General features: G+C 74.9%; 12 protein-coding genes. 11 read left to right on the forward strand and 1 reads right to left on the reverse strand.

Annotated features, from left to right (window positions below; all coding sequences use genetic code 11):
• The first annotated feature begins 14 nt into the window (after positions 1 to 14).
• From OH807_RS22950 to OH807_RS22970, 5 genes are all read left to right on the forward strand, one after another.
• The gene (locus OH807_RS22950; protein ID WP_406201936.1) at positions 15 to 1,094 is read left to right on the forward strand and encodes a type II secretion system F family protein; all 1,080 of its coding nucleotides are present in this window, start codon (positions 15 to 17) and stop codon (positions 1,092 to 1,094) included.
• Between the two features lie 212 nt (positions 1,095 to 1,306).
• The gene (locus OH807_RS22955) at positions 1,307 to 1,915 is read left to right on the forward strand and encodes a type II secretion system F family protein (protein WP_406201939.1); all 609 of its coding nucleotides are present in this window, start codon (positions 1,307 to 1,309) and stop codon (positions 1,913 to 1,915) included.
• A 125-nt stretch (positions 1,916 to 2,040) separates the two neighbouring features.
• On the forward strand, positions 2,041 to 2,316 hold the full coding sequence (locus OH807_RS22960; protein WP_406201942.1) for a DUF4244 domain-containing protein: 276 nt from the start codon (positions 2,041 to 2,043) through the stop codon (positions 2,314 to 2,316).
• Between the two features lie 226 nt (positions 2,317 to 2,542).
• Positions 2,543 to 2,896: a TadE family type IV pilus minor pilin gene (locus OH807_RS22965; protein ID WP_406211130.1), complete on the forward strand. Its 354-nt coding sequence runs from the start codon at positions 2,543 to 2,545 to the stop codon at positions 2,894 to 2,896.
• A 113-nt stretch (positions 2,897 to 3,009) separates the two neighbouring features.
• Positions 3,010 to 3,459 (forward strand): Rv3654c family TadE-like protein, encoded by a 450-nt coding sequence (locus OH807_RS22970; protein WP_406201945.1) that lies wholly within the window; start codon positions 3,010 to 3,012, stop codon positions 3,457 to 3,459.
• Here the strand turns inward: OH807_RS22970 and OH807_RS22975 are convergent.
• Positions 3,454 to 5,910, reverse strand: a complete 2,457-nt coding sequence (locus OH807_RS22975) for a DEAD/DEAH box helicase (protein ID WP_406201948.1) — start codon at positions 5,908 to 5,910, stop codon at positions 3,454 to 3,456. The two genes, OH807_RS22970 and OH807_RS22975, sit on opposite strands and share 6 nt — an antisense overlap.
• A gap of 222 nt (positions 5,911 to 6,132) precedes the next feature.
• On the opposite strand from OH807_RS22975, the gene bldG reads away from it, so the two are divergent.
• From bldG to OH807_RS23005, 6 genes are all read left to right on the forward strand, one after another.
• The gene (bldG, locus tag OH807_RS22980) at positions 6,133 to 6,474 is read left to right on the forward strand and encodes an anti-sigma factor antagonist BldG (protein WP_406201950.1); all 342 of its coding nucleotides are present in this window, start codon (positions 6,133 to 6,135) and stop codon (positions 6,472 to 6,474) included.
• Between the two features lie 160 nt (positions 6,475 to 6,634).
• Entirely contained in the window at positions 6,635 to 7,054 is a 420-nt protein-coding gene (locus tag OH807_RS22985; protein ID WP_406201953.1) for an ATP-binding protein, read from the forward strand.
• A 442-nt stretch (positions 7,055 to 7,496) separates the two neighbouring features.
• A complete protein-coding gene (locus tag OH807_RS22990; RefSeq protein ID WP_406201956.1) occupies positions 7,497 to 7,865 on the forward strand; it encodes a cyclophilin-like fold protein in 369 nt (122 codons plus the stop codon).
• 162 nt (positions 7,866 to 8,027) lie between these two features.
• Positions 8,028 to 8,759, forward strand: coding sequence for a small secreted protein (locus tag OH807_RS22995; protein WP_406201958.1), 732 nt, complete (start codon positions 8,028 to 8,030; stop codon positions 8,757 to 8,759).
• A gap of 148 nt (positions 8,760 to 8,907) precedes the next feature.
• Positions 8,908 to 10,440, forward strand: a complete 1,533-nt coding sequence (locus OH807_RS23000) for a methyltransferase (RefSeq protein ID WP_406201960.1) — start codon at positions 8,908 to 8,910, stop codon at positions 10,438 to 10,440.
• A gap of 261 nt (positions 10,441 to 10,701) precedes the next feature.
• A complete protein-coding gene (locus OH807_RS23005) occupies positions 10,702 to 11,163 on the forward strand; it encodes a DUF3592 domain-containing protein (RefSeq protein WP_406201963.1) in 462 nt (153 codons plus the stop codon).
• Positions 11,164 to 11,736 lie beyond the last annotated feature (573 nt).

Raw genomic sequence — 11,736 nt, forward strand, 5'->3', positions numbered from 1 at the left:
ACATGACGGCTGACATGACGAGCGATCGGATCACGCTCTGCTGGGCGGCGGCGCTCTGCCTGGTGGCGATGGGCGGCTGGTGCGCGCTGCAGCGGACGGCGGCGGGCACGCGCAGACGCAGGCTTCTGCCGGTCGGGGCCCGCGCCGGAACGGGGGAAGACGGTGCTGAGGGTGGCGGGCCGGTGCTCGCTCGATGGGGCCCCTCGACGGTCGGGGTGGGTGTGCGCGCGCTGCGCCGCCTGGGCCGCCCGGCACCCGAACTGCTGCTTCTCCTGGCCGGGTCGGCGCTCTGGCCGGTGACTGACTCGCCCGTTCCGGTCCTGGCGGCCGGGCTTGCCTGGCTCCCTGTCCGGAGGTGGCGGAGACGCCGCGGCGTGACGGCGCGGGCCGGGCGGCGGGCGGCGGCGATCGTCGAGCTCTGTGCCGGGCTGGCCGGGGAGTTGCGGAGCGGAGCGACACCCGAGCAGGCACTCCATGTGGTGACGACGCGGATCGCGGCCGACCCCGAGGCGCTGCGTCGGATCGGCGCGGAGCCGGTCGCACGGTTGGCCGCCGGCCGCTACGGCGGGGACGTCCCGATGGCCTTCCAACTGCTCGCGGAGTTGCCGGGAGGCAACGGGGCGACCGCGATCTCCGCCTGCTGGCGGGTCACCGCCGACGGCGGTTCGGGCCTGGCCGCCGGGCTGGACGGGGTCGCCGAGGCGTTGCGCGCGGAACAGGTGCTGGCGGAGGAGATCACCGCCGAGCTGGCGTCGCCGCGGACCACGATCGCCGTTCTGGCGGTGCTTCCGGTCGCCGGGCTGCTGCTCGGGGCGGCGCTCGGCGCCGGGCCGGTGGCCGTTCTGCTCCATACCCCGGCCGGCCTGGGCTGCCTGGCGGGCGGGGCGGTCCTGGAGGGCCTGGGACTGGCATGGACGGCGCGCATCGTCCGTGCGGCGGCCCGGGGGGCGCTGGAGGCACCCCGGAACGGTGAACGGGAGCTGCCGGTACCCGGGGCGGCCGCGGCGCCCGGCTGGCGCTGCGGCATCACGCGGACGAAGGCCAGGCAGGGGCGGCCGAGCGGTTCGTTCCGGACGGAGGTGATGTCGGTATGAGGCGGGCGCTCGACTGGGCCGTCCTGGTGCCAGTCCTGGCAGCAGCTGGGTTGTGGTTGCACGGCTGGGCGGTGCGTCGGGCGGCCCGCCGGAAGGCGACGGCGCGGTTCCCGCCCCGGGCCCGGCCGTCGGAGCGGGCCTTTCGCCGGCGAATCGGCCCCGCCCGGTGGGTCGCTCGCCGTGAGGCCTTGCCACGCGGCGGTGCCGGACAGGTGCAGCGGGCTGCCGCTGCGGCCGGTGCGGGTCTCGCCGCGGCGATGGCACTCGGCGGCGGAGCCGGCGCGGTGACGGGCGTGCTGCTGGCCGCCGGACTGTACCGGTGGCTGCCCACGGCGAGGTCTCCGGCGCAGCGGCGGGCCGCGCTGGAGGAGGAGCAGCTCACCCGGCAACTCCCGCTCACCGCCGAGCTGCTGGCCGCCTGCCTCGGCTCCGCCGCCTCACCGGCCGTGGCGGTCGCGGCGGTCGGTCGGAGCGTCGGTGCCCCGATGGGGCCCCGACTGGTGGCGATCGCGGCCGAACTCGCCCTCGGGGCACCGCCGGAGGTCTGCTGGATCCGACTGGGTCAGGAGCACCCGGCACTGGCTCCGCTGGCGCGCTGCCTGGTCCGGACGAGTCTCAGCGGAGCTCCTGCGGGTGCAGCGCTGGTCGGTCTGGCACACGGCCGGCGGACGGCGGCGGCCCGTACGGCGCACGCCCGGGTCCGGCGCGCCGGTGTTCTCGCCACGGCACCGCTCGGGCTCTGCTTCCTCCCGGCCTTCGTCCTGATCAGTGTCGTCCCGGTGGTCATCGGACTCACCACGAGCTTTGCGCGGGCGATGTGAGGGCCGGCGGTGCCGGGGCACCGCGAGTGACCGGCGTAACCGTCGCACGCATGAAGGCAATTGATCCATCGGTAGTCACCTCATCGGCACCCATTCGCTTCACCCGGAACTCGAAGGAGAACGTCATGACCGCAGTGATCGCACCGAAGGCCGTCGGCGGGACGAGGCAGCGACGCAGGCTCGCCGGGCTGTGCCACCGACGCGGCCGCTGGATGGCGGGCCTGGCCATCCGGTCGGTCCGGCTCAGGAGCCGGTCGGACGCCGGGATGACCACGGCCGAGTACGCGGTCGGCACGCTCGGCGCCTGCGCGCTGGCGGCCGCGCTGTACAAGATCGCGACCAGCCCGACCATGATCGGCGCCCTGACCGAACTGCTGGACCGGGCGCTCCATGCGACGTGAGAGCAGACCGGCAGGGCGGCAGCGGTGGATCCGTCGGTACCCCTGGCGCTGCCGCCGGCCGGGGCACGACCGCGGCCCTGGCCATGACCGCCGGCCCCGGGGCAGGGGCTGGGGCACGGGGCTGGGCCTGGGCGAGGGTCCGGGTGCCGGCCGTGGCCGGGGTGACGCCGGCTTCGTCACGGCCGAGACGGCGGTCGCCCTGCCGGCTCTGGTGCTGCTCGCCGTGATGCTGATCTGGGGGGTGCTCGCCGCCGGCGCCCAGATCCGCTGCGTGGACGCCGCACGTGTGGGGGCCAGGGCAGCCGCGCGCGGGGAGCCGGACGCCGTGGCCATCGCCGGTTCGGCAGCCCCGCCCGGGGCAGTCGTACGGATTGCGATGGAGGCGGACACCGTCCGGGTGACTGTGGACGCTCCGTCGTCGGCTCCGGGGCGGCTCGGAGCCCTGCTGTCGGTGCGGCTGGGCGCGGCAGCGGTGGCGGCACGGGAGGACACCCTGGCCGGTGGCGGCGGAGCGGGCAGCGGAGGTGGCAGTGGAGGAGCAGGTGGCAGTGGCGGTGGAGGTGGCTCGTGGCCGTCCTGAGGCGGGCCGTGGTCGTTGCAGCGGCGGCGCGGCGGGTGGTGCGGCAGTCAGTGCGGGCCCGTGCCGTCCGGGCGGCGGTATCGGGGCGCGGCGGCGATGCGGGATCCGCGACGGTGTGGTTGGTCGCGTTCGCGGTCCTCGGCTGCGCGGTCTTCACCGCGACCCTCGCGGTGGGGGCGGTGGTCGCCGCGCGGCACCGGGCCGAGTCCGCCGCCGACCTGGCGGCGCTGGCGGCCGCCGACCGGCTGCTCCTGGACGCGGACGGCGGTTGTGGCCGCGCGGCCGGGATCGCCGGCGCTCAGGCGGCCACCGTGGTGTCCTGCACGGTGGACCGGGAGGCGGACGCCGTCGAGGTGGTGGCGGAGGTGCCGGTCCGCGGGCTCCCGGTGAGGTTGCCGGTCGGTCCGGCTCGCGCACGGTCCCGAGCCGGCCCCGTGCGGGCCGCGGGCGGTACGGCGTCGGACACGGGAGCGGACGCGGACGTGGCTGCGGCGCCGGCCGCCGACAGGCGGGCGGACGGGGTAGCCGACACGGTGCTCAAGGCGACGGGAGGCGGCTCATGACTCGTCGGCAGGTGCCTCTTCGGGCCCGCCCGGGGCACCGGCCCCCGGCCCCGTCCCGCTTCCCGCCGCGGCCCCCGGCCCCGTTCCGGCCCCCGCCCGCGGTCTAGCCTCCGCAGCGTCGTCGGTTTCGCTCGTCGTGGTCGGTGCACCGGCGAGCAGGATGTCCAGCAGCCGGACGGCGGCCGCCTTGTCCAGCGGGTCGTTGCCGTTGCCGCACTTGGGGGACTGCACGCACGAGGGGCAGCCGCGCTCGCACTCGCAGGCGGCGATCGCCTCCCGGGTCGCGGTCAGCCACTGGACGGCCCGCCGGAAGCCGCGCTCGGCGAATCCGGCCCCGCCGGGGTGGCCGTCGTAGACGAACACCGTGGGCAGCAGGGTGTCGGGGTGCAGCGGTACCGAGACGCCGCCGATGTCCCAGCGGTCGCAGGTCGCGAACAGCGGCAGCAGGCCGATGGAGGCGTGCTCGGCGGCGTGGGCGGCACCGGGCAGCTGGTCGGGCGGGATGTCCGCGTCGAGCAACTGGTCCTCGGTGACGGACCACCAGACCGCCCGGGTGCGCAGGGTGCGGGGCGGCAGGTCGAGCTTGCTCTCGCCCATGATCTCGCCGGTGGAGATCCGCTTGCGGAGGTAACCGACCACCTGGTTGACCACCTCCACCGACCCGAAACTGAGCCGGCCCTCGCCCCATTCGACGGAGGTGTCGGTCGAGAGCACGGAGATGGAGGTGATGTCGCGGGCGGCCGTCGTGTAGGGCGGGTCGGCCGGCTCGACCAGGGCGACGGAGGTCTCCAGGTCGAGTTCTCGGACGAGGTAGCTACGGCCCCGGTGGAGGTGGACGGCGCCGGTGTGGACGGTGGTGTGGGCGGCGGAGGCGTCCACCGTGCCGAGCAGGCGACCGGTCGGGGCCTCGACGATCTGCACCGGACTGCCCCCGCTGCCGCGCAGGTCGACGGCGTCGGCAGCACGTTCGCGGCGGGTCCAGTACCAGGCGCCGCTCCGTCGGCGGAGCAGCCCGCGGCCCTCCAGGACGGCCAGCAGCGGGCCGCTGGAGGGGCCGAACAGCTCCAGGTCGGAGTCGGTCAGCGGCAGCTCCGCGGCTGCGGCGCACAGGTGCGGGGCGAGCACGTGCGGGTTGTCGGGGTCGAGCACGGTGGCTTCGACGGGTGTGGCGAACAGCGCCTCCGGGTGGTGCACCAGGTAGGTGTCCAGCGGGTCGTCCCGGGCGATCAGGACGGCGAGCGCGCCCTGGGCCTCGCGCCCGGCCCGGCCCGCCTGCTGCCAGAGCGAGGCCCGGGTGCCGGGATATCCGGCCATCAGGACGGCGTCGAGACCGGAGATGTCCACGCCGAGTTCGAGGGCGGAGGTGGAGGCGAGGCCGAGCAGCCGGCCGGTGTGCAGGTCGCGTTCGAGGGCCCGGCGTTCGTCGGCGAGGTAGCCGCCGCGGTAGGCGGCCACCCGGTCGGCGAGCGGTCGGCCGAGCTGGTCCTGGGTCTGGAGCGCGACGAGTTCGGCGGCGCGGCGGGACCGGACGAAGACGACGGTGCGGGTCTGCCGTTCGACCAGGTCGGTCAGCAGGTGGGCGGCCTCGGCGGTGGCCGTCCGGCGGACGGGGGCCCCGTGCTCGCCGACGTTCTCGGTGAGCGGCGGCTCCCAGAGCCCGAAGACCATCGGGCCGCGCGGCGAGGCGTCCTCGGTCACCGCCTCGGCCGGTACGCCGGTGAGCCGGTGGGCGGTGGTCGCGGGGTCGGCGGTGGTCGCCGAGGCGAGCAGGAAGGTGGGCGAGGAGCCGTAGCGCGCGCAGATCCGGCGCAGCCGCCGCAGCACCTGGGCGACGTGCGAGCCGAACACGCCGCGGTAGCTGTGGCACTCGTCCACCACCACGTAGCGCAGGGTCTTGAGGAAGGAGGACCAGCGGGCATGGGCGGGCAGGATGCCGCGGTGCAGCATGTCGGGGTTGGTGAGCACGTAGGAGGCGTACTGGCGGACCCACTCGCGCTCCTCGGGCGGGGTGTCGCCGTCGTAGAGGGCGGCCCGGACCCTGGGCGGGGCGAGTTCGGCCGCCCGCCGGCGCTGGTCGGCGGCGAGCGCCTTGGTCGGGGCCAGGTACAGCGCGGTGGCGCCGCGGCCGTTGCGGGCCTCGGTGCCGTCCAGCAGGTCGCTGAGCACCGGGGCCAGGTAGCCGAGCGACTTGCCCGAGGCGGTGCCTGTGGCGATCACCACAGAATGGCCGCTTTTGGCCAGTTTCATGGCTTCTGCCTGATGGGCCCAGGGCTGTTCCACACCCAGCTCCCGGGCGGCGGCCACGATCTCCGGTCGGATCTGGTCGGGCCATGGTGAATAACGGGCAGGTCGGGCGGGAAGGTGCTCCGTATGGGTGAGCCGGTCCGACCGCCCCCGGGTGGTGGACAGGGTCGTGAGCAGTGCCTCGGGCAGGCTGTGACGGGGCGGCATGAGGACCCAGTGTGTCACCGGCGTGACGGAGAATCGTCGTAAGCCATCGTGCGGGCATGGTCGCAGGTGGTTGAATGTGGCCGTGACGGCCGTACGGCCGGGGGTCGCAGCGCTGAGGCTTGCCACGCGTTGGCGGGGCGTGCCAGAGGCTCGCGACCATGCGGTGGCGGCTGTCCGGCCGAAGATCGCAATGACGTAGCAAGGCAAGGTGCTGGAGGTTCCGTGGACCTGTCCCTGTCGACCCGTACAGTCGGCGATCGCACGATCGTCGAGGTTGGCGGCGAGATCGATGTGTACACCGCCCCGAAGCTGCGTGAGCAGTTGGTCGAGCTCGTCAACGACGGCGCCTACCACCTCGTCGTCGACATGGAGGGCGTTGACTTCCTCGACTCGACCGGCCTGGGCGTGCTCGTGGGCGGCCTCAAGCGCGTGCGGGCCCACGAGGGCTCGCTGCGGCTGGTGTGCAACCAGGAGCGCATCCTGAAGATCTTCCGCATCACCGGCCTGACCAAGGTCTTCCCGATCCACACTTCGGTGGAGGACGCGGTCAACTCGACCGACTGACGTGGCCGGGCCGGCCTCCGGGCCGGCCCGTCCCGATCCATGCGTCCGGCGTGCCGGGGCCCTCGTGGTCCCGGCCTGTCCGGCCGCCTCAGGGCCGGCGCAGTCCGGCCCGCAGGGGCCGGCATGCCCGGTCCCGGTCGGACACCCCGAGGGGGAGAAGATGGCAACCGTCGAACTTCGATTCAGTGCGCTGCCCGAGCACGTACGTACGGCCCGGCTGGTCGCCGCGGCTGTGGCGAGACGAGCCGGGGTGGACGAGTCGGTGCTCGACGAGGTGCGACTCGCCGTCGGCGAGGCGTGCTCCCGTGCCGTCGGCCTGCACCAGCGCGGTGGCATCACCGGCGCGGTCCGGGTCGCGCTCACGGACCAGGAGAAGCGTTTCCTCATCGAGGTCGAGGACGAGGCGGGCCCCGCGACCGTCCCGGCCCCGGATGCGCCCGGCGGCGCCGACCCGGACGAGGACACCCTGGGCCTCGCGGTCATCACCGGCCTGGTCGAGGACCTTGAGGTCACCAACGGCGCCGAAGGCGGCCTGATCCGGATGAGCTGGCCGGTCTCGGCCGACGCGCTGGCGGTCTGACCCCGAGCGGGACGGTCCGAGCGGGACGGTCCGAGCAGGCCGATCCGACCGGCAGGACCGGCCGGGGGTGTCCAGTGCCCACCAGCAGGGTTCGACGCGCAGGTGCGCGGTGCCCGGGTGGTCTGCGGTCGGCACTCCGCCGCGGCATGCCCGGCGCGCGGAGGCCAGTACGCCCGGCCCGCGGCTGCTCCCCGTTACCCGTTACCCGTTACCGGTTCCTCGTCCCCCGCTTCCTGTTGCCGTTCGTCGTGCCGTCGGCGTCCCGGTGCCCGGCGGTCCCGGCTCAGCCTCGTGTCCGCGCCCACGTCCAGGCCCGCCGTCAGCCCTGGCTTCGCGCCTGGACGTCGGCATGCGTTGACAAAATGTTGAGAATGGCGGTTCCCTGCTCTCGGCACGACCTGGTCCGATCTGTGATCGGGCCTGTCGTAAGAAGAGGGAACCCATGCGGATACGCATTCTGTGGCCGGCCGGGCAGGCGACCGCCACGCTGACGGCCACGCCCACCACCGAGGCACTCTGGGCCGCACTGCCGATCGGTTCGTCGGCGAACACCTGGGGTGAGGAGGTCTATTTCGACACCCCGGTCAGCGTGCCGCGGGAGCACGACGCCCGGCAGGTCGTCGAGCCCGGCACAGTGGCGTTCTGGACGGACGGCGACAGCCTGGCGCTCCCGTACGGGCCGACGCCGATCTCGCGTACCGGGGAGTGCCGGCTGGCCGGTCCGTGCAACATCCTGGGCGCGCTGGACGGGGACGCGCAGGTGCTGCGCACCGTCCGGCCCGGTGATCCGATCCGGGTCGAGCGGGCCTGAACCCGGGGCGGGCCCGGCCCGCGGGCGTGCCCGGTGCGGCCGGCAGGCCGGGACGGGCGTCGGCGCAGGGCCGGGAAGGCCGGGAACCGGGGGCGGTGCGGCGGCCGTGTAGGTTCGCAGTTCGACGACCGAAGACGACCGTAAACCGAAAGGCTTCTCCCGGTGAACAAGCGACTGCTGGCCGTACCCGCGCTCGGCGCGCTGCTTGCGTTCGGCGCCGTCGGCTGCGGCGACGACAACAGCAAGCAGCTGGAGTCCTGGGCGGCCAACGTCTGCGGCGCCGCCAAGGACCCGATCTCCCAGGCGCAGGCCGCGCTCGCGGACACCGGACAGGTGAAGACCGGCGAGGTCCCGGTCGACCTGCAGAAGCGCCTCTCCGCGGACATCGGCCGGCTGGCCAAGACCAACCAGGACATCGCCGCGGCCATCGACTCGGCCGGGGCACCCAAGGTGGACGACGGCGCGACCCTGCAGAAGGACACCGTCGCCGAGCTGAACAAGGCGGCGGACGGCTACCTGGACGTTCAGAAGAAGCTGGACGCGCTGACCAACGCGGACCAGTCGAAGTTCGCTGACGGGCTGCGCAGTGTCGCCGACCAGGTGCAGCAGCTGGCCTCGCTCTCCACCCAGGCCCAGGCCAAGCTGCAGCGCGGCGATCTCGGTGCGGCGATGGCCAAGCAGGAGGGCTGCAAGCCGGGCGCGGCCGCCGCGGCTCCGACCCCCGGTGCGAGCGGCACGCCCGCGCCGGGCGCGTCGGACGGCGCCACGCCGTCGGCCGGTGCCCCGGGCGATGCTTCCGGTACGCCGGCCCCGGCGGGTTCGTCCGCCCCGGTTCCGGCCGCGACGACCCCGGCCACCACCGCGGCCACCACCCCGGCGCCCACGGCGAGCTGATCCCGGCCGGCCCGGTCGGCACCCCGCCCGGTCGGCACCCCGCCCTGCCCGGCCGCCCACCCGAGGGCGGCCGGGCGCGGTTCGGGGTGCGGTTCGGCGCGCGGCCGCGCAGGCGGTCGCGGCCCACGGTCCGGGGGACAATGGCGGGGTGATCAGTAGCCCCGTTCTCGACCCGACCCGTCTCGCCAAGCTGCGCGAGGCGCTGCTCGCAGCCTCGTTCACCGCCGACGGCTGCCTCGACCTGCTCGGGCCCACCGGATACGCCGCGCTGGCCCGTAGCGAGGCCGTTCCGGCGCTGCGCGCGACCCGCGGCGGCAGTCCGCTGGAGACGCTGGTGCGGCTGTTCCTGCTGCAGCAGCCCGTGCCGTACCGGGCGGCTGCCGCCGCCCTGCCGGTGGAGGACTGCCTGGCCGACGGCTGGCTGCGCCCGGACGGCGATGACGTAAGGGCCACCGTGGACGTCCGGCCGTACGCCAACGAGGTCGCCGGCATGCCGAGTTCGGACGCCTGGGTGGTCTCCGACCTGGGGTGCGCGGTCGGCGGCGCCGGCGGGATCGGATCCGGCGAGACGGCGCACGGCGTGGCCCGCAAGGACTTGGTGCTCGGGGTGGGCGGCGCGTCCACCACGCTGGCCAACATCACCGTGCGGCGGCCGGTCCGGTCGGCCCTGGACCTCGGTTCGGGCTCGGGTGTGCAGGCACTGCACGCCGCCCGGCACGCCCAGCGGGTCACCGCGACCGACCTCAATCCGCGGGCGCTGCGGTTCACCGAACTCACCCTCGCGCTCTCCGGTTTCGAGCACACCGACACCGCCGACGGCAGTCTCTTCGAGCCGGTGGGGGAGCGGAAGTTCGACCTGATCGTCTCCAATCCGCCGTTCGTGATCTCCCCCGCGGGCCGGTTCACCTACCGCGACGGCGGGATGGCCGGCGACGAGCTCTGCCGCAGCCTGGTCCGTTCCGCCGCCGCGCACCTGGAGCCCGGCGGCTACTGCCAGTTGCTCGCCAACTGGCAGCACGTCGAGGGCGAGGACTGGCACGAGCGGCTGGCCGGCTGGGTGGCCGGCACCGGCCTGGACGCCTGGGTGGTCCAGCGCGAGGTCCAGGACGTCGCGCAGTACGCCGAGCTGTGGCTGCGCGACGGCGGCGACCACCGCGGCCCCGGCGGTGACTACCAGGCCAGGTACGGCGAGTGGTTGGACGCGTTCGAGGCGGGCCGGGTCGAGGGCATCGGCTTCGGCTGGATCACGCTGCGGGCGAGCGGCGCCGAGCGGCCCACGGTCCGGGTGGAGGAGTGGCCGCACCCGGTCGAGCAGCCGCTCGGCCCGCACATCGACGAGTGGTTCGAGCGGCAGGACTTCCTGCGGACGCACGACGACGCGGGACTGCTCGCGACCCGGTACGTGCTGGCCGACGAGGTCGTCCAGGAGCAGGTCGGCGCGCCCGGGGCGGAGGACCCGGAGCACGTGATCCTGCGGCACAACCGGGGCATGCGGCGGGCCACCAAGGTGGACACGGTGGGTGCCGGGTTCGCCGGGGTCTGCGACGGGACGCTGTCGGCGGGCGAGATCGTGGACGCCATCGCCCAGTTGCTCGGCGAGGACCGGGTGGTGCTCCGGGACCGGGTACCGGAGTCGCTGCGGCTGCTCACCGAGCAGGGGTTCATCCAGCCGGCCGGCTAGCCCGGTCCGGGGGCGGGGCGCGGGCCCGAGCCCGGCCGCCGACCCCACACCCACACCCACACCCAGCCCCCGTCCCGGCCGCTGCGCGTGGCCGCTGCGCGTGGCCCGCGCGGCCCGGGCCGGTCGCTGCTGCGTGCTGGCCGGCCCGGTTCACCTCTCCGTACCCCCTGGTTCGCCCGTCGGCCGCCGGTCGGCCGCCCCTCGTTGGCCTGCGGCTGTGAGGCTCTGTCCACAGGCTGTGGACAGAGCTGGGGGCAAGGGGTGGAGACGACGACGGCCACGGTGGGCGGCGTGGTGTTCGCGTTGTTCGGCGGCGCGCTGCTGCTCTGGTGCGCCGCCGAAGTGCGCCTTCGCCACGGGGTGCGCCGACGGGGCGTACCGGTGGTGGCCACCGTCGTCGCGGAGACCGACACGCACGGCGGACTCGACAGCGCGCCGTTGCTCACCTTCTCCGCGCCCGCCGCGATCGGTGGCCCGGGCGGCGCACGGCGTGCGGAGTTGGTGCTGACCCGGCCGCGGGGCCACACACCGCTGCGCCGGCCGCCGCACCTCGCGCCCGGCACGTCCGTCCGCGTCTCCTACGATCCGCGCCGGCCGAGCCGGGTGGTGCTGGCGTCGGTGGAGAGCGGCCGGGTGATGGTGACGGACCTGCTGTGGACGGCGCTGGGTGTCGGCTCCCTGGCTGCGGGGGCGGCCCTGCTGGCGGTCGCCGCCACCGGCTGAGCAGGGCACCCCGCTCAAGCCGGCGCTACCGGACCCGACCCGCGCCGGACCACGCCCCCGACCCGCGCCGGACCCGGCCGCTGACCCGACCCGCACCGGACCACGCCGCCGACCCGACCCGCGCCGACCGCTCCAGCCCCCGCCCCTCCCGGCCCCGTCCGGAACCTGCCGCCGGCCGCCGTAGCGCCGAACGGCCGCGCCGCACCGCCCCGGCCCCCTCCCCGGTGGCACGAACCGGTCGCGCACGCGAACCGGCCGCAGTGGCCGAAAAACAGCCACTCGGCGGAGTCCCGAACCGGTCGCCGCACCCCCTACCACCAGCACCGCGGCAGGGCTCCGATTTTCCGTTGACAGATTTTGAAATCCGTCATTCCATCCTTCGAAACCCGCCGAAGCCCCCCTCCGCGGGGCGGGATCCTCCATCATCGGGTTACCGTTCGAGTGGCGTCGGTCGGCCTTGCCGGTGAAAAAGCAGGATCCTTCCGTTTGACAAGGGTGGCCGGGGTACGGTCACACTCCGCTGGTGGGGTCGTCGTACAGCGGCAGCCCCGGGACGGTGGAGGGGTCGGGCGG

It is taken from the genome of Kitasatospora sp. NBC_01560, assembly GCF_045208415.1.
Lineage (GTDB): Bacteria > Actinomycetota > Actinomycetes > Streptomycetales > Streptomycetaceae > Kitasatospora.